This is a genomic window from Roseobacter weihaiensis (assembly GCF_020622345.1).
In the GTDB taxonomy this organism is placed as follows: Bacteria; Pseudomonadota; Alphaproteobacteria; order Rhodobacterales; family Rhodobacteraceae; genus Roseobacter; species Roseobacter weihaiensis.
In genome coordinates this window covers 32,260-52,374 of the sequence record NZ_JACNMO010000005.1, presented here as the reverse complement: position 1 = coordinate 52,374, position 20,115 = coordinate 32,260, and the positions used below count along the sequence as shown (strand labels likewise).

19 protein-coding genes and 1 pseudogene are annotated in these 20,115 nt (G+C 56.5%); 13 read left to right on the top strand and 7 right to left on the bottom strand.

Translation table 11 applies throughout. From position 1 onward, the window contains the following. The first annotated feature begins 23 nt into the window (after positions 1 to 23). Positions 24 to 1,184 carry a S8 family serine peptidase gene (locus H7847_RS07485; protein ID WP_227268762.1) on the top strand — a complete coding sequence of 387 codons (1,161 nt, stop codon included), beginning with the start codon at positions 24 to 26 and terminating at the stop codon, positions 1,182 to 1,184. Between the two features lie 366 nt (positions 1,185 to 1,550). Here H7847_RS07485 and H7847_RS07480 read toward each other — a convergent pair whose 3' ends face one another. From H7847_RS07480 to hmgA, 5 genes are read right to left on the bottom strand one after another with little or no spacing between them, the layout of a single operon-like run. Further along, positions 1,551 to 1,736, bottom strand: coding sequence for a DUF2783 domain-containing protein (locus tag H7847_RS07480; RefSeq protein WP_227268761.1), 186 nt, complete (start codon positions 1,734 to 1,736; stop codon positions 1,551 to 1,553). Positions 1,737 to 1,739: 3 nt separating this feature from the next. Further along, positions 1,740 to 3,365 (bottom strand): FAD-dependent oxidoreductase, encoded by a 1,626-nt coding sequence (locus H7847_RS07475; RefSeq protein ID WP_227268760.1) that lies wholly within the window; start codon positions 3,363 to 3,365, stop codon positions 1,740 to 1,742. Positions 3,366 to 3,402: 37 nt separating this feature from the next. Beyond that, positions 3,403 to 4,353, bottom strand: a complete 951-nt coding sequence (locus H7847_RS07470) for an MBL fold metallo-hydrolase (RefSeq protein ID WP_227268759.1) — start codon at positions 4,351 to 4,353, stop codon at positions 3,403 to 3,405. A 45-nt stretch (positions 4,354 to 4,398) separates the two neighbouring features. Then, a complete protein-coding gene (gene fahA / locus H7847_RS07465; RefSeq protein WP_227268758.1) occupies positions 4,399 to 5,655 on the bottom strand; it encodes a fumarylacetoacetase in 1,257 nt (418 codons plus the stop codon). Between the two features lie 20 nt (positions 5,656 to 5,675). After that, complete coding sequence (gene hmgA, locus H7847_RS07460) at positions 5,676 to 7,037, bottom strand: homogentisate 1,2-dioxygenase (protein ID WP_227268757.1); 1,362 nt, start codon at positions 7,035 to 7,037, stop codon at positions 5,676 to 5,678. 114 nt (positions 7,038 to 7,151) lie between these two features. Between hmgA and H7847_RS07455 the strand changes: the two genes are divergently transcribed. From H7847_RS07455 to H7847_RS07405, 11 genes and pseudogenes are all read left to right on the top strand, one after another. After that, a complete protein-coding gene (locus H7847_RS07455) occupies positions 7,152 to 7,607 on the top strand; it encodes a MarR family winged helix-turn-helix transcriptional regulator (RefSeq protein WP_227268756.1) in 456 nt (151 codons plus the stop codon). Positions 7,608 to 7,641: 34 nt separating this feature from the next. Beyond that, positions 7,642 to 7,863, top strand: a pseudogene (locus tag H7847_RS07450) (glutathione S-transferase N-terminal domain-containing protein); the annotation flags it as partial. Positions 7,864 to 8,146: 283 nt separating this feature from the next. Next, entirely contained in the window at positions 8,147 to 8,404 is a 258-nt protein-coding gene (locus H7847_RS07445) for a hypothetical protein (protein WP_227268755.1), read from the top strand. Beyond that, positions 8,401 to 8,766: a response regulator gene (locus tag H7847_RS07440; protein ID WP_227268754.1), complete on the top strand. Its 366-nt coding sequence runs from the start codon at positions 8,401 to 8,403 to the stop codon at positions 8,764 to 8,766. Before H7847_RS07445 ends, H7847_RS07440 begins: the two co-directional genes overlap by 4 nt. Before the next feature lie 8 nt (positions 8,767 to 8,774). Then, a complete protein-coding gene (locus H7847_RS07435) occupies positions 8,775 to 10,757 on the top strand; it encodes a chemotaxis protein CheA (RefSeq protein ID WP_227268753.1) in 1,983 nt (660 codons plus the stop codon). A gap of 1 nt (position 10,758) precedes the next feature. Further along, a complete protein-coding gene (locus H7847_RS07430; RefSeq protein ID WP_227268752.1) occupies positions 10,759 to 11,259 on the top strand; it encodes a chemotaxis protein CheW in 501 nt (166 codons plus the stop codon). A 12-nt stretch (positions 11,260 to 11,271) separates the two neighbouring features. After that, complete coding sequence (locus H7847_RS07425) at positions 11,272 to 13,479, top strand: HAMP domain-containing methyl-accepting chemotaxis protein (protein ID WP_227268751.1); 2,208 nt, start codon at positions 11,272 to 11,274, stop codon at positions 13,477 to 13,479. Positions 13,480 to 13,505: 26 nt separating this feature from the next. After that, positions 13,506 to 14,042 carry a chemotaxis protein CheW gene (locus tag H7847_RS07420; RefSeq protein WP_227268750.1) on the top strand — a complete coding sequence of 179 codons (537 nt, stop codon included), beginning with the start codon at positions 13,506 to 13,508 and terminating at the stop codon, positions 14,040 to 14,042. A 9-nt stretch (positions 14,043 to 14,051) separates the two neighbouring features. Next, on the top strand, positions 14,052 to 14,948 hold the full coding sequence (locus H7847_RS07415; RefSeq protein ID WP_227268749.1) for a CheR family methyltransferase: 897 nt from the start codon (positions 14,052 to 14,054) through the stop codon (positions 14,946 to 14,948). Then, entirely contained in the window at positions 14,941 to 16,023 is a 1,083-nt protein-coding gene (locus tag H7847_RS07410; protein WP_227268748.1) for a protein-glutamate methylesterase/protein-glutamine glutaminase, read from the top strand. The genes H7847_RS07415 and H7847_RS07410 overlap by 8 nt, the downstream gene beginning before the upstream one ends. Position 16,024: 1 nt before the next feature. Next, positions 16,025 to 17,656 carry a hypothetical protein gene (locus H7847_RS07405; protein WP_227268747.1) on the top strand — a complete coding sequence of 544 codons (1,632 nt, stop codon included), beginning with the start codon at positions 16,025 to 16,027 and terminating at the stop codon, positions 17,654 to 17,656. Positions 17,657 to 17,849: 193 nt separating this feature from the next. Here the strand turns inward: H7847_RS07405 and H7847_RS07400 are convergent, their stop codons facing one another. Next, a complete protein-coding gene (locus H7847_RS07400) occupies positions 17,850 to 17,993 on the bottom strand; it encodes a hypothetical protein (RefSeq protein WP_227268746.1) in 144 nt (47 codons plus the stop codon). 668 nt (positions 17,994 to 18,661) lie between these two features. Further along, positions 18,662 to 19,234: an ABC transporter ATP-binding protein gene (locus tag H7847_RS07395; protein WP_319799755.1), complete on the bottom strand. Its 573-nt coding sequence runs from the start codon at positions 19,232 to 19,234 to the stop codon at positions 18,662 to 18,664. A gap of 34 nt (positions 19,235 to 19,268) precedes the next feature. Between H7847_RS07395 and H7847_RS07390 the strand changes: the two genes are divergently transcribed. Continuing rightward, a complete protein-coding gene (locus tag H7847_RS07390; protein WP_227268745.1) occupies positions 19,269 to 20,006 on the top strand; it encodes a plasmid partitioning protein RepB C-terminal domain-containing protein in 738 nt (245 codons plus the stop codon). Positions 20,007 to 20,115 lie beyond the last annotated feature (109 nt).

Here is a 20,115-nt window from a genome sequence, read left to right as displayed (position 1 = left end):
CCCGACACAAAGAAAGATAAAGCATGTTCCACGCCATACAGTTCGGTCGTCTGGTCGCCGCTGTCAGTCTTTTTCTGATGCTGCTCGGCTGCGCGGCGTTGCGTCATGGCCCGGGGATCGTTGAACCGGACGCCGTCGGGCCGCGCAAAGTCATCGCGCTTGTCCCCGATGCGCAGGCCACCGCTGACATGCGTGCCGCGGCTGTTTCCGATGGCTATCAGGTGCTCGACGTGACCCGTTTGCGCGGACTTGAGCTTACGATGCTCACGTTCCGGATGCCTGCCGGTGTCACGGGGCCGGAGGCGATTGCCGCGCTTGAAGCGGCGGTGCCGAGTGCCACGGTGGGCATCAACCACGCCTACCGTCTCCAGCAAACGGCGCGCACCGCGCAGACACTGGATTATGCCAACGAGATGATGCGCTGGCGCAAAAATGGATGCCGTGCGCGAGGGCCTGTGGGGGTGATCGATACCGGGATCGACACCTCCGCCCCTGCGCTGGCCGGGGTGAAGGTAATCACGCGTTCATTCTTCGATGGTCAGGCGGTGCCAGCCGCTCATGGTACGGACGTTGCCGCTGTTCTCGCCAACCCCGACCGCCTGACAGGGGTCATGATCTACGGGGCGAATGTCTTTGGGCAACAAGATGCTCTCGGACTGAAGGCGGGTGCGGATTCCCTCGTGCGGGCGCTCGACTGGCTGGCGCAGGAAGAGGTGCGTTTCGTCAATCTCGCGCTCGCCGGGCCATACAATAAACTGCTCGACCTCGCCGTTGAACGGGCTGTGGCGCGTGGTCTGATCCTGGTGGCGGCTGTCGGTAACGAGGGTCCGGATGTTGATCCCCTTTATCCCGCCGGTTTCGACGGGGTGATCGCTGTGACTGCGGTAGACGCCGAGCGGCGCATCTACCGCAATGCTGTGCGCGGTCCGCATGTGGATATCGCGGCTCCTGGTGTGGACGTGCTGGTGCCATCCGGCCGCAGCGCGCGTTTCGTAACGGGCACATCGATTGCAACCCCCTTTGTCACCGCCCGATTGGTGGCCGACCCTTCCCTTGTCGCGGCACGCAGTGTCGCCGACGTGCGCAATCGTCTTTCGGCGACCAGCGAAGAACTTGGGCCCGCGGGGCGCGATCCGATGTTCGGTTACGGGCTTGCCCTTGCCGAAGATATCTGTGGCGAGTGACTTTTGCGTCCGTTCCTGCCTTGTGCCACGGGACCCGCTGACATCGTGTACCCCGCTTGGGAGCACGTTACGGAGTTGGCTGTTTCGATGGCACTGTTGTTTGATCCGCGGACGCAGTTTGCCGGTGAACGCCATCGCATCACAAACACTTTGGACCGGCTGTTGATGCCATCATTGCAGGGTCATCACCCCTTGCTCTTTCGGAAAGAGGGCGGCGCTATCGGCTCGCCCGATGATGAGGTCAGGATGCCCTTGAGGCCGCTTTCGCACAATATCTCAGCTCTCTGGGCATCACGGCTTCGCGCGATGGCAGTTTCGATGCAAGCCGCCCGGCGGCCGAAAGCTCTTCACGCAGATGGGTTGAGGTCAGCGTGCGGTGTTCAAAGCCTCATTTAGGACATCCTGATCCCCGATATGATTTGCCAAGATCAGGATCAGCCGCGCGTTGAAGGCGTCACTCTCCTCGTCGGACAACCCCTCATGAGCGGCGATCAGATCGGCGTAGAAATCGTCTGGCGTCGTGATATTGGGTGACAAGATCAGAGCGGTCATCGATTAGTCCTTTCCACAAATCTTGAGCAGGGCAGCGCTTACCTTGGTTGGATCAAAGGATGGCCAGCGGGCTGCAACGTGCTGATCCGGGCGGATCAGATAGACTGCAGAGGCCGCAGTGCCGAGATATCGCTCTGACAACGCGCCGCTTGGGTCGTCATCTGTACTGATCGTCACATGACGCAGGGGAATGCCATCGACCTCGGGCAGATCTGACATCTCGGCGTTGATCGACAGTAAAACAAATTCATCCCCCAAAGATTGCAGCAGAAACCCATCCTTCACCGGGGCGTCCTTGCAGGGGCTGCCCACGCGCGATTGCGCAGGGCCGCCCGGCAGTTCATCAGGCCCATTGAGCGGAGAGGTGTCGTAAACACAGGGCACCGACAAGCGCCCTGAATTCACCAGCGGGCGTGCAAAGGCGTGACGCTCGGCCAGTTTCAGAACCGCGTTGCGGAAAGTGTGGCTGATCTCGGATTTTGGCGTGATAAAGTCAGTGGACCGGGTCGAGTTGAGGATATTTTCGTCCGCGCCGTAAATGCGTTCGTCGTCATAGCTGTCGAGCAGCGTTGCCGGGGCCTGGCCCTTGATGACCATACCCAGTTTCCAGCCAAGGTTGTCGACGTCCTGCATCCCCGAATTGGCCCCGCGCGCCCCGAACGGTGACACCTGATGGGCCGCGTCCCCGGCAAAGATCACGCGGTTGTGGCGGAACTTCTCCAGCCGCCGGCATTGGAACGTGTAGATTGACGACCAGACCATGTCGTATTCCACGTCATCGCCAAACATCGCATCGAGCCGCTTGCGGATATTCTCTTCTTTCATCTCTTCGGCGCGGTCGGCGTCCCAACCGATCTGAAAATCCACGCGCCAGACATCGTCCGGTTGTCGGTGCAGCAGGGTCGACGCCCCCGATTTGAAATGAGGTTCAAACCAGAACCAGCGTTCGGTCGGAAACTCATCGGATTTCATCCTGATGTCCGCGATCAGGAAGCTGTCCTGAAAGACGCGTCCGTCGAACTCCAGCCCCATCATCTCGCGCAGAGGTGAGCTGGCTCCGTCACAACCAATCACCCAGTCCGCCTCCAGGGTGTAAGGTCCATCGGGTGTGGTGACGGTCAAAACGGTGCAATCGGTGTGGGTTTCGATGGAATCCAGCCGATTTTTACCGCGAACCTCAACCGGCGCGCCTTTGGCTTGTTCGGCCTGGATCTGTTCGAAGATGAACTTCTCGAAATAGGGTTGCTGCAGGTTGATGAAGGCGGGGTTAGCATGGCCTTCCTCTGGCAGAAGGTTGAATTCGAACACCTGCCGGTCGTCTTGGAACACCTTGCCCACATTCCAGATAACCCCTTTTTCCAGCATGGGGCCACTACATCCATAGCGTTCGGCAATCTCAAGCGTGCGCTTTGCAAAGCAGATCGCACGGCTGCCCATCCCGATCCCCTCATGGTCGTCCAGAACAACGACCGGAACCCCTTGGCGGCCAAGATCAAGAGCCATTGCCAACCCGATCGGCCCGCCACCAACCACGACAACGGGGTGGCGCGCAGGGGTTTCAGCCGTCTGGTCGGGACTTTGCTGATAAGGGTAGAGCTTGAATGCGAGCGCGTATCTGTCTTGGACCATGAGATCACCTGAATGGGGAAGGGGGGTCTTTGCCGGGCTAACCCTGAAGCTGCTCCCACATTTCGAGGTCACGCTTATCCGTCCAGATCCGAGGCGTGGTGATGCCACGGGCTTCGTCATAAGCGCGCGAGACGTTGAAGGGCAGGCAATGCTCGTAGATGGCATAATCTGCGAATTTTGGATCGCAGGCCGCGCGCACCGCGTCCCATGCTTCTTTCAATGATCCACCGCGTGCTGCCACACGGGCGGCGGGCCGGTAGGTGCTGTTGACAAAATCGCGCGTACTCTCGATTGCGCGTTCCACGGCGTCTTTTCCGATCAATGCCGCCCCGCGCCCGGGCGCAATGGCATCCACGTCGTAGGCCTTGATCGCGTCAAGCGTTGGCCCCCAATCGGCAAAATACCCGTCGCCGCAATAGCAGGCAGAGTGGTCTTCGACGATGTCCCCGGTGAACATCACGTTTTGATCGGGCACGTGGATCACCGCATCACCGGCCGTATGCGCGCGGCCGATATGCTTGATGTCAACGCGGCGGTTGCCCAGGTAGACGGTCATGCTGTCGCTGAAAGTCGCCGTGGGCCATGTGAGGCCGGGAATGCTTTCGTGACCTTCAAACAGACGCGGAAACCTCTGGAATTCGCTGTCCCAGTCTTCCTGTCCGCGCTCTACCACCATTGCGCGGGCGGCGTCGGACATGATGACGTTTTCCGCGCCAAAGGCGGAGGCACCCAGCACCCGCACGGCGTGGTAATGGGTCAGCACGACGTGGCTGATCGGCTTGTCTGTGACGCCGCGCACCCGCTCGATGACCTTCTCGGCCAGCCTTGGGGTGGCCTGCGCCTCGACAACCATGACGCTTTCATCGCCGATGATGACACCTGAATTGGGGTCGCCCTCGGCAGTGAAGGCATAAAGCCCCGCACCAACCTCATCAAAGGTGATTTTCTTTTCAGTCATGTCGCCTTGGGATGCGAATGCTTTGGCCATTTCAGTTTCCTTTGTAAAATCGTCGACGCCGGTCAGCGGCGAGAGCTAGCGTGCATAAGGGTCTGGGAGAGCCGGCAGAACGGTCCCATTGCAGGGCCCGAACCCAATGATGTACCCGTCGCCCCGCGCGTGCCCGGTCAGGGCCAATGTGTCACCGTCTTCTATGAAGCTGCGGGTTTCACCGGTCTCAAGCGTGAAGGGTTCCTTGCCGCCCCAGCTCAGCTCCAGCAGTGATCCCCGTTCGCCCTTCTCCGGGCCGGAGATCGTCCCGGAGCCCAAGAGATCACCGACGGTCATCGGGCTGCCTGCGGTGGTGTGATGGGCAAGCTGCTGGGCCGCTGAGTAATACATCTGCGTGTAGTTTGTCCGGGCAATAGTGCTGGTCTGGCCGGTCTCCGGGGTCAGGGTCACGGCAAGATCGATGTCATAGAGCATCGGCCCGCAATCCTTCAGGTGATCGAGCAATTCGACCTGCCGCTCCGGCGCGTCGTGCCGGAAGGGTTCAAGGGCTGCGGCGGTCACGATCCAAGGGCTGATCGTGGTGGCCGTGGCCTTTGACTGAAACGGGCCAAGCGGCTGGTATTCCCAGGCCTGAATGTCGCGTGCGGACCAGTCGTTCAGCAGTACGTAGCCAAAGATGTTGTCAAAGGCCTCTTGCACCGTGATCGGGCCGTTGCTGGCGGTGCCGACGATGGCCCCCATCTCAAGCTCGATGTCAAACCGGGCGGAGGGGGCGAAGCGAGGCTTGTCGTCAGTCGGGCCTTTGATCTGGCCCCAGGGGCGGCGGACATGCGTGCCCGATACTACCACCGAAGACGCGCGCCCGTTGTAGCCGATCGGAACGTGCAGCCAATTGGGTGGAAGCGCGTTTTCGGCGCCTCGGAACATGGTGCCGACATTGGAGGCGTGGTGCAGGCCTGCATAAAAATCCGTGTATTCAGGCACATGCAGGGGCATATGCAGGACAGCATCCGCGGCGGCCACAAGATGGGGTTCGACATCGGTTTGCGCGTTGGACCCTTCGGCCAGCAGTGCGGTCAGCTTGTCACGCAGATCAGCCCAAGCCAAGCGGCCGAGCGCCATGAAGCCGTTCCAGACAGGCTGAGCGAAGACCGGTGCATCCGAAACGGCGATCAGGCCCGCAGCCTCGACGGCGCGCAGATCAAGGATCATATCGCCAATCGCCACGCCGCAACGCGGATCGTCATCGCCAAGCGAGAACACCCCGCAAGGCAGATTGTTGAGGGGGAAGGGCGTCGTTTCCGCATTTGCCGAGGCAACCCAGGAACGGATCAATGACATTTGTGTGGTCCTTTATGCGACTACTTCTTGCCGGGGGTGCCGTCGAATTTCTTTTCGATGTCGTCCCAGCAGTCGATGTAGTCGTCCTGAAGCGGGGCCTCCTGCACGGCAAAGGTCGTCAGATGCTGTGGAAATCGGGTCTCGAACATGAACGACATGGTGTTGTCCAGCTTGTCCGGCCCCAGATTTGCATTCGAGGCTTTCTCGAACGCTTCTTTGTCCGGCCCGTGCGGCAGCATCATGTTATGGAGGCTGATCCCTCCGGGTACAAATCCCTGCGGTTTGGCGTCGTACTGACCATATATATTGCCCATCAATTCGGACATGATGTTCTTGTGATACCAGGGTGGGCGGAATGTGTCCTCCATCACCATCCAGCGCTCGCGGAACAGCACAAAATCGATATTCGCTGTTCCAGGTTGCCCGGACGGGGCGGTCAGAACCGTGAAAATAGACGGATCAGGGTGATCAAACAGGATTGCGCCGACCGGACAATAGGTGCGCAGGTCATATTTGACGGGGCAGTAGTTGCCATGCCAGGCAACCACGTCGAGCGGTGAGTGCCCGATCCTCGTTTGGTGAAACTGTCCACACCACTTGATTGTCACCCGAGAAGAGGTTTCCCGGTCTTCGAAAGCGGCGACGGGCGTCTTGAAATCGCGCCGATTGGCCATGCAGTTGGCGCCGATCGGGCCGCGCCCTGGCAATTCAAACTTCTGCCCGTAGTTTTCACAGACGAAGCCGCGCGCGGGGCCTTCTATGATCTCGACACGGTAGACGAGGCCGCGCGGGATGATGGCGATCTCTTTTGGTTCCAGCTCGATCACGCCAAGCTCTGTACAGATGCGCAGCACGCCTTCCTGTGGTACGATCAGCAATTCGGAATCGGCGGAGAAGAAATAGTCGTCCACCATGGATTCCGTGGCCAGATAGACATGGGTGGCCATGCCGACCTGCGTGTTCACGTCCCCCGCCGTGGTCATGGTGCGCATGCCTGTCACAAAGGTGAGTTTTTCGTCGGAATGCGGGATGGGATCCCAGCGGTATTGACCCAAGCTTGTGACGTCCGCGTGCAAATTGGGCGCGGATTTCCAAAAGGGCATGTCGATCTTTTCATAGCGGTGGCTGTGTTTGACCGATGGCCGAATGCGATAGCACCACGTACGCTCGTTCTGATGGCTGGGCGCGGTGAAGGCAGTGCCGGACAACTGCTCACCATAAAGCCCGTAGTTGCACTTTTGCGGGCTGTTCATGCCTTGCGGCAGAGCGCCCGGCAGGGCCTCCGTTTCGAAATCATTTCCGAAGCCGGGCATATAGCCTTGCTTGGTTCCTGTATTTTCGGGTGCCAACGTGAGGCGGGAAGGTGAGGCCTGTTCGTTCATATGGTGCTCCCAAAATTGCCGGATAATAAGCTTGCATGACAGTATTTGTTGCATTTGCAACGAGGTCAAGAAATTTATTGCATTTGCAACGAGTGTGGGCCCATAGTGCGGCCAATGAAAGGTCCGCTGATGGCGAAAACACTTCCCTCGTTCGATCTCGAATCTTATCTGCCCTATCGTCTCACGGTGATCGCAGCAGAGCTCAGCGCCGGTCTGGCCAAGCAATACCTGGCGCGGTTTAGCATCTCGATCGCGGAATGGCGGGTTTTGGTGAACGTTGGCTACACCAAAGGTCTGTCGGTCCGTGACATTGAAAAGCGCGTCGGCCTTGAGAAATCCAAGGTCAGCCGTGCGGCAACGAAACTCGAAACAAAGGGCTATCTCGCCAAGCAGGTGGATAGCGACGACAGGCGGCTGCTCAAGCTGACGCTAACGGATGCAGGCGTTCAATTGCTCCATGAGCTGATCCCGATTGCAGAAAACTATCAGGCGGGACTACTCCAAAAACTGGATCATCAAGCGGATGCGTTGCATGCGGCATTGGATAAACTCATGGAAAAGCCAAAATGACCCGACTCAATGACTATGGAGATCTTCGGCCAGCTACCGTGTTCGGATAGCCCGTGGTCTCGCGAAGGAGACCTGGGACACTGAAGTCGTTGATCTGCTGGAGGCGAGCCACAGGTCAAACGCCCACCTCACCCGAAATCCGCAAAGCCTTGTTCCTGTGCTCGAGTTGGACGGTCATATCCTCACACAATCGCTTGCCATGATCGAATATTTTGATGAGACCCGCGCGCCTGCGCTGTGTCATGTGTCTCTCTGAGTGCTCAGCGATCACCACGTTCAATGCCTCAAGCTCGCGACCGCGATAACCGAACAAAGCCTTTATGCTGGAGTGCTGTCATCTTTTGCCGTCTCAAGAGGAAAGCGACCGCCTTGTGATTGCCAAGGGTTTGAGGTTGCTGGCGCACAACACCGCAAGGTTGGTATTTTGCTGGCCGGTCGGGATCGAACTTAAAGTCCAAAAAAACCGATAGACCTAAATCGATAAACTAATTGTTATGACATTGTGTGTTTTAGCTGTCCCAAGCGATGAGAGGGATAGCATGTCAAAAAGAATCCTTGTTCCAAGTACTGCGGACTTTGAAACGGCAAAGGCCGTACATCAGAAACTGCATGAAGAAACTGAGAAGCTTAGCAAATCAGCTTCCTGCACCATTGATTTCGATGCAGCGGACCCATCTTTGCTGTCGATCCAACTGGCGGCAAGCTGCATCGCGACGCTGGCCGATGCTGGCTGCACATACAAGCTGACGGGCCATGCGGCAAACGTCATGGGTTCTGAGCAGGTGGTGTTGAGATGAGCAAAACTGTTCTAACCGTTGATGACAGTGATTCAATTCTGAAAAGTATCGCTTTCACGCTTGAGCCCGAAGGCTACACCGTGGTGACGGCCGAAAACGGGCAAGTCGGGCATCAAAAGGTGCAGGGCCAGCGCTTTGATCTGATTATCACGGATTTGAATATGCCAGTTATGAACGGGTTTGAGTTCATCCGCGCCACGCGCGGCGAGGCAAACGGGCAGGGTGTGCCGATCGTGATGCTGACGACCGAATCCAAGCCCGAAGCCAAGGCGGAGGGTAAGGCGGCAGGGGCCACCGGCTGGCTGAACAAGCCCTTCGATCCGGCCAAGTTGATTGGCGTTGTCCAGAAACTCATCCGTTAGGACAGATCATGACAAATCCTGCTATTGAAGCCTTCGTCCAAGAAGCAAATGACATTCTGGAAACCCTTGAAGACCAGCTGTTAGAGCTGGAGGGCAGTAGCGACCCCGCGCAGGTCGATGCGGTGTTTCGTGCGCTGCACACCATCAAGGGGTCGGGCTCAATGTTCGGCTTCACTCGACTGTCGCAGTTCACCCACCATTTTGAAACAGCCTTTGATCTGATCCGAGAGGGTAAGCTGGCGATTGACGGAAAGCTGATTGACCTGTCGCTCAAAGCGCGCGACACCATGCGCCGTTTTGTAGATCTGGGGGGGGACAACGCTGAGGCGGATCAGTTGTCCGAGGCTGCTGAGGTGAAGAATCTCGTGGCGGCGCTCCAATCGCTGACGAATGTGACAAGCGCACCGGAGACGACAGAGGAGGGGGCGTCACAGGCTGGTGCCGCATCAGAAATTGCGGTTTTTGATATCTGGTTCAAACCTGCCGCGGATGATTTGCGCAATGGGTTACGTCCTGACTTGCTGCTGGGCGAACTGGAAGACTTAGGCGACGTCACCCATCGCCTTGATCTGACCGCAGTGCCATCTTTGGAAAAACTTGAGCCGTTGCAGTGCTATGCAGCCTGGGCAGTGACCCTCACAGGGGCGACAACCGAAGAAGCGATCAAGGATGTATTCATCTTTGCCGACGATTCTGAGCTTGAGATTACCAAACATGAGCCGCCGGTTGCTGCATCCGAGCCTGAGTTGACGACCAAAACCGTTGCAGCGGACAAGGGCAAGTCAAACAAGACTACGGCCCCCATCCGCGTGGATTCGGGCCGCCTGGATGAGGTGATGGACCGTCTGGGGGAGTTGGTTATCGCGCAAGCGCGCCTCAATCAGGTGACCACACGGTTGGCTGACCCGATGCTGGAAGCCGTAACTGAAGATATTGAACGTCTGCTTACGGGACTGCGCGACACGACCCTGTCGATCCGCATGATGCCGATTGAGACGGTCTTTGGCAAGTTCCGGCGCGTGGTCCGAGACCTGTCAGCGGAGCTGAACAAGGACATCAAGCTGGTCACCAAAGGTGGTGAGACAGAGATCGACAAGAACGTCATCGACAAGCTTAGCGAGCCTTTGGTGCACATGATCCGCAATGCAATTGATCACGGGGTTGAGACGCGCGAAGGCCGGATAGAGGCGAATAAGCCCGAGCATGGAACGGTCATTTTGTCAGCCAATCAAGAGGGCGGTGAGGTGCTCATTTCGTTGGAGGATGACGGTCGTGGGCTGAATACCGAAGCGATCCGCGCACGCGCGATCGAACGGGGATTGTTGGACGCAAATGCAACACCGACCGAACAGGAATTGCATCAGTTCATCTTTGCGCCTGGTTTTTCGACCGCTAAAGAACTGACTTCCATTTCGGGGCGCGGTGTGGGCATGGATGCGGTCAAGACCACTGTGGATTCCCTGCGCGGCAATTTCAAAGTGCACTCGCAGCCGGGACAGGGCACCAAGGTGACGCTGCACCTGCCGGTCAGCCTTGCCATTATCGACGGCATGTTGGTGCGGCTGGGTAGCGATGTCTTTGTGATCCCGTTGTCTGCAGTGCAGGAATGCGTTGAACTTGATACGCTTGAGACAAACCGTGAAAGTGGCCGCAGCATGTTGCGTATCCGCGAAACGCTGGTGCCGTTCCTCGATCTGGTGGATGTCTTCAATTATCCCGAAAGCAAAGACACCCGCCGCCGTGTGGTGATTGTCCGGGCGGGCAATGCGCCCCTGGGGCTCATCGTCGATGATATTCTGGGCCAGAACCAGACCGTGATCAAAGCATTGAGCGTCTATCATCGCGACGTCGAAGGCTTTGCCGGTGCAACTATCCTTGGTGATGGCACTGTGGCGTTGATCATTGACACCGCGATCATGATCCGCCGCGCCTTGCAACAAGCAAAAGCGCAGGAAGCACCTAGCAAATACGTCGCAGCAGGAGGTCATTGAGATGACATTGGACACGCTTGACACGCCTAAGGGCCAGACGGAAACGCCAATTTCAAACATGTTGCTCTTTAAGCTGTCGGGAGAAATGTTCGGCATCGCCGTTGTCTGCGTCAATGAAATCCTTGATCCGATAAAGATGACGCAGGTGCCCAACGCATCCGAATTTGTGCCGGCTGTGATCAATGTACGCGGGTCTATCGTACCTTTGATCGATGTGCGCAAACGCTTGTTAATGCCGCCGCAACGCCCATCGCCTGACATTCGTTTCGTCGTTCTGGAACTGATGATTGAGGACACGCTGACCAAAGTGGCTATTGCTGCTGATGAGGTGTCTCAGGTCATCGATACGGCGGCGCTAAATTTAGAGAGAATACCGGAGCTTGGCGCGCGTTGGCCGCGCGACTTTGTGAACGGTGTCATACGACACGGCGACAACCTCGTGGTGATTTTGAATTCTGAAAACCTGTTCCGGCCCGATCCGGCTAACGAAAAATCCGTCTGAAGGAGACAGACAATGCGCGTAACGATCAAAACAAAACTGGCAAGCGCCTTTGGCGCAATCCTCCTGCTGCTGTGCGGGTTGGTATATATATCTGTCGATGCCATGGGCGAGACGAATGCTACCGTTGATACCCTTGTCAACGAATCCGGTGTATCCTTGAAGTTGGCAACAGCCTTGCAAGAACCGATGACGGATGCCTTGTCATCCTTGCGCGGCGTCGTGCTGGCTGAAACGGATGAAAATCAGGACCGGCAGTACCAGAATTACGAAAGGGCGATCGAGGAGATCAAGCGGATCGAGCAAGAGATGCTGCCGCTGCTTGGCCCAGAGGAATTGCGCGAGCTGGAGGAATTTCAAGCGGCCTTTGCAGAATACACGTCGCTGGCGGATGATGTTTATGCCTTCGCGCAAGAGAATTCTATGATTAAAGCGCGCGATATTGCCTTTGCTGAGCTTAGTCCAAACGGCGTTGAAATGGACGAGTTGGTCGACGCGTTGTCCGACGTTGCGGTGCAGATTACGGCAATTGATGAGGACCGGTTCAACGACTACGTTCTGGATTTCTCCGATGAGGTGAGCGAGATGGAAATCGCATTGCTGTCGTCCATCCTGGCCAGCGATGATACCGTCCTCGCGGCCTTGGAAGAAGAAGCACGCTCCTCTGAAGCGGCGGCGGAAGTCGCGCTGAACGGTATGGAAAAGGAGCTGGGCGTATACGGTCGTGCTGAACTCGCCGCTGTGAAAGCGAATTGGGAAGAGTATCGCGCGATTTTTGAGCGCAGCCTTGCGCTTGGCATCGCACAGACAAATTCCAAAGCGGAGAATTTGCTCAACGGTGCTATGCGTGATCTGCGGCTTGTTGCGACGACGGCGGCTGACGAGGTGGTTGCACTTTTGGAAAGCAATATGACCGCCGACAGCAACCGTGCTACGGCAAACTATAACACCAACCGATCTGTTCTGCTGACGGTTGCAGCTATCGCGCTTATCATCGGTATTGGTGCGGCGACCTGGATTTCCATGTCCGTCAGCCGGGGTCTGAACCGCGCGGTCGATGTGGCACGGCAGGTGGCGATAGGGGATCTAAGTGTGGATGCTTCAAGCAATGCGCGTGATGAGATTGGTGATTTGTTGAACGCCATGAATGAGATGACGAGCAATCTGAATGTCATGGCTGATGTTGCGACGCAGATCGCCGAAGGGAATCTGACGGTCGATGCCAAGCGTCAAAGTGACCGTGATACCTTCGGCATTGCCTTTGAAGCCATGCTGAAGAAATTGCGCGAGGTAGTGCACAACGCCAATTCTGCTTCCGAGGGGGTAGCCGGTGGTGCCTCTGCTATGAGCGGTGCGGCCGCAAGCCTGAGTTCTGGTGCCACTGAACAGGCCGCAGCGGCACAGGAAGCGAGTGCCGCCATGGAGGAGATGGTTTCAAACATCCGTCAAAGCGCAGACAATGCCAGCCAGACAGAAAAGATCGCGACCCAATCCGCCGAGGAAGCCGCAAAGAGCGGTCAGGCCGTGGATGACGCTGTGCAGGCCATGAAAACCATCGCCGAGAAAATCAACATCATTCAGGAAATCGCGCGTCAAACAGACTTGCTCGCCTTGAATGCGGCGGTCGAAGCAGCGCGTGCGGGTCAACATGGTAAGGGCTTCGCGGTTGTGGCCTCCGAGGTGCGCAAACTGGCGGAACGCAGCCAGCAGGCGGCTCAGGAGATCAGCGAAGTATCGACAACGACTGTAGATATCAGCACGAAAGCGGGTGAGATGCTTCAACAGTTGGTACCTTCCATTCGACGCACATCTAATTTAGTCCAGGAAATCTCTGCAGCAACCAGAGAGCAGAACACCGGCGCAGAGCAAATCAATCAGGCGATACGTGAGCTGGACAATGTGATCCAGCAGAATGCGGCGACGTCCACACAAGCAGCATCTGTCTCCGAACAGCTAGCCGGCCAGTCAGATGAGCTGCAATCAGTGATCAGCTTCTTCCGTTTGGAAGAAGGCGGCGCACATCCTGGTGACCAACCGTCGATAAAACCGACGAAGGCTGCTCCGCCTGCTGCCTCGGTACCTAAGGCGAACACGCCGACGTCGCAATTGCCAGGTGCGGTGCCAAATGGCCAAGTGCATCCCAAAGCGAACGGGCATGCCAACGACCAAGGGAATGGCGTTGATCTTGATCTCAGCTCGGACAGTGCTTTCGAGCCTTATTAAGCAAGACTTCAAGCTGGAGAAGCAAGATGGCTGAATTAATGATGGGAGACGATGTTGGCGACGAGGGTATCCTCGCCGCCAAAGCTCTCCAAACCTACATGACGTTCCAACTGAGCGATCAGTTTTTCGCGGTAGATGTGCGTAATGTGCGCGAGGTGCTGGACATCCAGACGATATCAAAATTGCCGAACGCGCCGCCAGACGTGATCGGAATGATCGACGTTCGTGGTGAAGGGATCGCGATCCTCGATATCGCAAGTCGCCTTGGCATGGGTTTGAAAGATGCAGAAACCGCGCGCATGATCGTATTTGAGTTGTCGCATAACAACGAAAGTGTTCCAATTGGGGTGGTGGCTGACCGTGTGCTGGACGTTGTCGATATTCATGACAGCGATGTTGAGGCAGCGCCGCCTACAATGACCAGCTGGTCTACTGATACAATATCCGGCGTAGCACGGTTGGGACAGGATGTCGTCATCATCCTAAGTCTGAGCGAGATTTTCCAGACCTCTTCGACGGATTTCGACGCTTTCTCTTTCTCCACCAACAGACCTAACGTTTAGGCCAAGCTCTTGAAACAGGACCATCCAATTAGCGAATTCGCGCGCGCGATGCAAAGCGTGCCCCTGCGCCCCGCTGACGCCTCAGAGATCGCCGCGATCGCCAAGAAACATTCTGGTATAACGTCAGGTGAAAATCAGCCCGAATTTTTACGAACGCGCCTATCGAAACGGCTTTTAGCACTGGGATTGCACAGCTACACTGATTACGTGTCCTATCTCAAAGGCCCCAATGGCAGGGCCGAGGCAATTCTCTTGGTTGAGGCCCTGGCGACCCACACCACCAGCTTTTTTCGGGAACCTGCGCATTTCGACTGGCTTAACGACACAGGATTGCCTGCCTTGACGCAAGGGGAAAGAAGGCGCGCTAACCTCGCAGTCTGGAGCGCTGCAGCCTCAACCGGGGCGGAGCTTTGGAGCTGTGGTATGGTGATCGAAGAATACCTACGCACCTCCGGGATTAATGTGAACTATCAGCTTTTTGGCACGGATGTCTCGCGCGCCGTGCTCTCACAGGGGGCCCTTGCGGTGTTTTCCGAAAGAGAGATCGCAAACATCCCGGAAGAGTTACGTAAAAACTATCTGCTAAGGTCCAAAAAGGTCGTTCGGGAAGGCAAGCCTGTTTACCGGATTGTTCCAAAGCTTCGCCAGAAGGCCAAGCTAGCCTACGCTAATCTGTTGGACCCTGACAGCACCGAACTGTCGACACCGATGGATATCGTTTTTTTGCGTAACGTCTTGATCTATTTCACACCTGAGGACCAAAAAAAGGTTGTTCAAGGCGTGGTTAGAAGGATGCGGCCGGGGGGTTATCTGTTCGTAGCTCACACCGAAACCGTGCGCGGATTGGTAGACGGCCTGTTTTCAGTGGGCAACTCAATCTATCAATATGAGGCACCTGATGGCTGAAAAACCGATCCGCGTTCTCGTCATTGATGACAGTGCTGTTGTTCGGCAGGTGTTGTCAGACATCATCAACAGCGATCCGCGTATGGAGGTCATGGCGACGGCCAATGACCCTCTTGTGGCCGCCGAACGGATCAGAAAAGAGCGGCCTGATGTGATTACGTTGGACGTGGAAATGCCGCGTATGGACGGGATCACATTTCTGCGCCGTCTGATGTCACAACATCCCATTCCGGTGGTCATCTGTTCCTCTTTGGTCTCGGACGGGTCTGAAACGCTGGCAAACGCGCTCGAAGCAGGTGTCGTGGATATTGTTTGCAAGCCACAGGTCGACGTCAAAGGCTTTTTGGAAGAATCCGCCATACGTGTTCGGGATGCGATCTACGCCGCATCAAAGGCGCGTCTGCATCTGTTGCGTGGCGCTACGCCAGCCAAGAAAATGACCGCAGATGCCGTGATCGCCAAGCGAGCGCCGCTGGCCAAATCATTGGCGCGGACAACTGAAATGGTGGTCGCCATTGCCGCCTCCACGGGCGGTACGGAAGCCTTGCGTGTCGTGCTCGAAGCCCTCCCGGGGGATTGCCCGCCGATTGTGATTGTCCAACATATGCCTGCTGGGTTTACCAATGCCTTTGCTGCGCGGTTGGACGGTTTGTGTGCCATCACAGTGCGCGAGGCGCGCGATAATGACCGCCTGCTGCGTGGGCACGCGCTGATCGCGCCGGGGGAGCGGCATTTGCTGCTCAACCGGAGTGGTGCGAATTACATGGTGCAGGTGCGCGATGGCCCCTTGGTGTCGCGTCACAAACCTTCTGCGGATGTGCTCTTTCGGTCGGTGTCTCGCTATGCTGGGTCAAATGCACTGGGTGTGATCATGACTGGCATGGGGGATGATGGGTCACGGGGGCTCAAGGAAATGCGCGATGCAGGGGCCCGCACGATCGGGCAGAATGAGGCGACAAGCGTTGTCTACGGCATGCCGAAAGAAGCGATGGCCGCCGGCGCGGTCGAAGAAGAAGTGCCGCTCAACCGCATCGCGCCTAGCATTTTGCGGATGTCCCAGCGGCAGGGAGCATAGCATGGCTGAAGCTGCAAAAAAACCACATGTAGACGACGCATCAAAGCATCTGGTTTCTGAACTGAAGGAATTGCGCTCTCAAAGCACAGAGGTTTTTCTTGAGATTCTCAGTGTGCTTGACGGTGTGCGCACCAGCGCGACGGATTTGTCGGCGCAGATAAATGCCGTTGCTGATGCCTGTCGGGCGACGACACGCGTGAACGAAGTCTCTGGGATGATTGATAAACAAATCAAAGAGCTCAGAGATATTCTTCAACAAACCCATCAGGATATTGATGCAAAACAGGTAAAGCAGGACCTGTTGAATCTAATTGCCCAGCTGCCCATAATCTTGCAGAACTCCGGCACATTTCGATATGTCGGCACGCTCACTCAGACCACTGCTGCGACGCAACGTATGGACAATATGACATCGCATGCGGACTTGCTCGAAGAGATTGCCGAAAAACTCAAAGCAGGGTCCCAACGTGCAGGGGCGCAGATCAAGACAGCAGTGTCAGCGGTAGAAGCCGTTGATGCGTCAGTGTCGGCAGCCTTTGAGGTCATTACTGATCTGGGTGACAATGTGGAGGCAAATACCCAAGACAAGACGGAAGCACAAAACATTCGTCGCGCGTATCAAGACACCATATCGCTTACGGAAACCTTGGTTGCGGGGAATCGGCGTGATTTGGGAGCGCTGATCGGGCTCATGCAGTTCTCCGACGCCTTTGCACAGCGTTTGGAACACGTTTGGGTTATGCTCGAAGAGCCAGAGACATCACAATTTGGCGGTACGCAGATTGCCAAGGCCCAGCTTGCAGCGATGATCACAGACGCACAGGAGGTGCGCGCAGCGGTCACGGACGCGCTCAACAGATTTGTTGCAACTTGTGACAGTGCTTTGAATGATCTTTCAGCAGGATTGAGCGGGGAGACAAAAACAGAAATCTTGGCACAGATGGACAAGTTGCAATCCGCTGAGCGGTTGGGCGGCAGTATCGCAAAGACCATGCGCACGTCCGAACAGCAAATCACCGGAGCGTCGAAATCAATGACTGCGGTTGGGGAGGGGCTTGATGAATTCCGCGAACTGGTCGCTTTGATGACGGGGTCTTCCTACAATGTTGCGATCAGGGCGTCGAACTTCGGGGATCGTCAGAACCCATTTGCTTTCTTGGCGAAGATTGTCGCGGATTGTTCTGCTGAAACAGGGCGGACGATCCTGAAGATGTCTGAAACGCTCGATGGACAAAGAGAGAAACTTCAGGAAAAGGTCTTTGCCGATTTGAAGTTGGGAATTGACGAATTCACGACCGCGTTAGAGGAATGTAAGGCCATCCACGTTCAGGTCAGCGCGGTGGATCACCATCTTGAGACGGCAAGTGAGGCAGCGCAAAGCCTAACAGCAGATATCGCTTCTGCTTTGGATATCCTTGTGCGGATGACACCGATTGAACAAGCGCTAGAAGACATTCTTGTGCGGTTGAACACAAATGAAGTGCAAGAGCCCAGAGATGAGGTTTGCCACGCAATCTATGCGATCTACACAATGGAACGGGAGCGTGACATTCATGCGGAGAGTTTTAGCGTGCCGGCAGAGGAATCGGGTCAAGCAGGTGCGCTGGATGATGACGATTTCGAAGAGTTTTAGGCGCAACGTGTTATGGAGTTTTGTTGCAGAAGAGATCCGGGCTCCTTAGAAATAGGATATTGTGACATAGCGGATTTGCGCGATTGCTGACGTGGTTCAATTATTTTGATACAAGTAAGATAGATAGAATTCTCCAATACAAACAGTTTCTATTCAGCTTTGAAAAGGGATCTCATACGTCAGTATTCTGACTTCATCCATAGCCTTCGTTGGGCTTTGGAAGTTCTTTCCTTGGGGGTTCAATTCTGTTGATTTCTGGTGGCTTCGGAATTTGCGGCTCGGCCTCTTTGGCTTCGGTAACGAGACCCATATTTTTTTCGAAACGGCTTCTCTTCATCGTCTGTCTCCTCAGTTGGAGAACAGGCTAAACAAGAATACATCGACGATTTGATTGTCGTCTACGAGTTGAATAACGTATCGCTGTCTCGTGAAGTATACGTCGATGCCTACTTCGCCTCAGCGGAAAAGTACCGGTTGCTCAGGGCGGACCTCGAAAGCCCAGACAAAGCAGCAATTGCATACCGTGACTTGTCCGCACAGCCATTCGGCGACGCGTTCTCGAATTCAAGGAATTTCGAGAAGAGAAAGTTTTTGCAATGGCAACCGATGCTGGCGTTCCTAAACCGGATAGAGAAGGGTTTGTTGCATATGTCAAATTGCAACTCGCTGGCCTTCATGAGTGCAACGTCATACGCTATCGTCTCAATTTCGATGATCTCAACCACGCAATTATAAAGTGAAAACGTGTGTTGTGCTGCTCTTTTGAAGAAAGCATTTTTAGTTCATGCTGTTTCCCTTGTCCGTTTTCAGATAATTTGAGCCCTTGCCATCCGATCTGCCTTGCTCTTTCGTGTCACGGGGTCCCGTCTCATCTTCGATCCTTGAAGTCTACGATGAGCCAGCTCCGTTATGCAATGCGCCCAACGGTCCCAATGGGGATGACGTCAGACACACCGATCCTGCCGAACAAATGAACAATAGTGCTCACGACCTGCTTGCATCGCTTCAAGCCCGCACGACGCAGCGGATGACATGGTCCGGGGCTACGGGGGTGAGTTCTGGGCGGGCGCCCTGGCACCGCTTTTCGGCCAGCGGGCAGCGCGTGACGAAGGGACATCCTTTCGGCGGGTCGAGCGGGCTGGGCAGGTCGCCTTGTAGAACGATGCGCTTGCGCGTGTTCCGCAAAGCCGGATCCGGGAGTGGAATGGCAGAGATCAGCGTTTCGGTATAGGGGTGTGCCGGGTTTGCGAAAACCGCGCCGGCGGGACCTTGTTCGACCACGATGCCAAGGTACATAATCGCCACACGGTCCGCGATATGACGCACCACAGACAGGTCATGCGCGATGAAGAGATAGCTCAGCCCCAACTCTCGTTGCAGACGCATCAGCAGGTTCAGGATCTGGCTCTGGATCGACACGTCCAGTGCCGACACTGGTTCGTCGCAAATCATGAGCTTGGGATTGAGCGCGAGCGCCCGCGCGATGACAACGCGTTGGCGCTGGCCCCCGGACAGGGCTCCGGGGCGGCGGTCGCGCTGATCGGGATTGAGCCCGACCAGCGCCATCAACTCGTCCACCCGCGCGATGATATCGCGTTTCGCATGGCCGTGAATGACAAGCGGTTCGGCTATCGACTGCGGTCAAGGGCGGCTCGAGGCGTTCATGGCGCTTCAGCAGGATGCCATCCCGGCCATCATCATCGACGCCGATGAGAGCGACTGCCTCGTCATGAGCCTCGTGGAGAACTGTGCGCGCCGCCAGCACAACCCGATCGACCTGATGCGCGAGATCGGCAACCTGCGCAAACGCGGCTACAACGACCGCCAGATCGCCAACAAGATCGGCGTCACACCAGACTATGTCGGAATGATTGCGGGGCTTCTGGAGCGCGGCGAAGAACGGCTGGTCTCGGCCGTGGAAACTGGCCTTCTGCCGCTGAACCTCGCCATCGACATTTCAAAAACAGATGCCGAGGGCGGGCAACGCGCTCTGATGGACGCCTATACCCAGAAAAAGCTGCGCGGTAAGAAGCTGGCCGCCGTGCGCCGTCTCATCCAGCAGCGCGATGCACAGGGTCCGCACCTTCATCGAAACCGATATGGCAGAAGCGACGGCGCCAAGCGGCCCCTGACCAGCGACGCGCTTGTGTGTGCCTATCAACAGGAAGCGGAGCGCGAGAAGGTGCTGATCAAGAAGGCCGAACTGACGCAGGGCCGCCTGATGTTTGTTGTTGAGGCGTTTCGCGCGCTGCGCGACGATGACCACTTCCTGACGCTGTTGCGCGCGGAGGGGCTGGACACCCTTCCCACCTATCTCGGGCAATCGCTGGATGTGGGAGCAGGCGAATGAGCCGGGGCAAGCGTAAAACGCCCGACGCGGTGGCGCTCGGATTTGAGAGCGATTGCGTCACTGTGCCAGTAGAAGCCGTCCTGCCGGTGCGCGCCCTCAGCGCATCCGT

Excerpts from the sequence above, each read along its gene's own strand:
- H7847_RS07485 (WP_227268762.1), top strand. The coding sequence starts at position 24 with ATGTTCCACGCCATACAGTTCGGTCGTCTGGTCGCCGCTGTCAGTCTT.
- H7847_RS07430 (WP_227268752.1), top strand. The coding sequence starts at position 10,759 with ATGACATTGGACACGCTTGACACGCCTAAGGGCCAGACGGAAACGCCA.
- H7847_RS07480 (WP_227268761.1), bottom strand. The coding sequence starts at position 1,736 with ATGACCGCTCTGATCTTGTCACCCAATATCACGACGCCAGACGATTTC.
- H7847_RS07440 (WP_227268754.1), top strand. The coding sequence starts at position 8,401 with ATGAGCAAAACTGTTCTAACCGTTGATGACAGTGATTCAATTCTGAAA.
- fahA (WP_227268758.1), bottom strand. The coding sequence starts at position 5,655 with ATGTCATTGATCCGTTCCTGGGTTGCCTCGGCAAATGCGGAAACGACG.
- H7847_RS07435 (WP_227268753.1), top strand. The coding sequence starts at position 8,775 with ATGACAAATCCTGCTATTGAAGCCTTCGTCCAAGAAGCAAATGACATT.
- H7847_RS07455 (WP_227268756.1), top strand. The coding sequence starts at position 7,152 with ATGAAAGGTCCGCTGATGGCGAAAACACTTCCCTCGTTCGATCTCGAA.
- H7847_RS07420 (WP_227268750.1), top strand. The coding sequence starts at position 13,506 with ATGGCTGAATTAATGATGGGAGACGATGTTGGCGACGAGGGTATCCTC.
- H7847_RS07475 (WP_227268760.1), bottom strand. The coding sequence starts at position 3,365 with ATGGTCCAAGACAGATACGCGCTCGCATTCAAGCTCTACCCTTATCAG.
- H7847_RS07445 (WP_227268755.1), top strand. The coding sequence starts at position 8,147 with ATGTCAAAAAGAATCCTTGTTCCAAGTACTGCGGACTTTGAAACGGCA.
- H7847_RS07390 (WP_227268745.1), top strand. The coding sequence starts at position 19,269 with ATGACAAGCGGTTCGGCTATCGACTGCGGTCAAGGGCGGCTCGAGGCG.
- H7847_RS07400 (WP_227268746.1), bottom strand. The coding sequence starts at position 17,993 with ATGAAGAGAAGCCGTTTCGAAAAAAATATGGGTCTCGTTACCGAAGCC.
- H7847_RS07425 (WP_227268751.1), top strand. The coding sequence starts at position 11,272 with ATGCGCGTAACGATCAAAACAAAACTGGCAAGCGCCTTTGGCGCAATC.
- hmgA (WP_227268757.1), bottom strand. The coding sequence starts at position 7,037 with ATGAACGAACAGGCCTCACCTTCCCGCCTCACGTTGGCACCCGAAAAT.
- H7847_RS07410 (WP_227268748.1), top strand. The coding sequence starts at position 14,941 with ATGGCTGAAAAACCGATCCGCGTTCTCGTCATTGATGACAGTGCTGTT.
- H7847_RS07470 (WP_227268759.1), bottom strand. The coding sequence starts at position 4,353 with ATGGCCAAAGCATTCGCATCCCAAGGCGACATGACTGAAAAGAAAATC.
- H7847_RS07405 (WP_227268747.1), top strand. The coding sequence starts at position 16,025 with ATGGCTGAAGCTGCAAAAAAACCACATGTAGACGACGCATCAAAGCAT.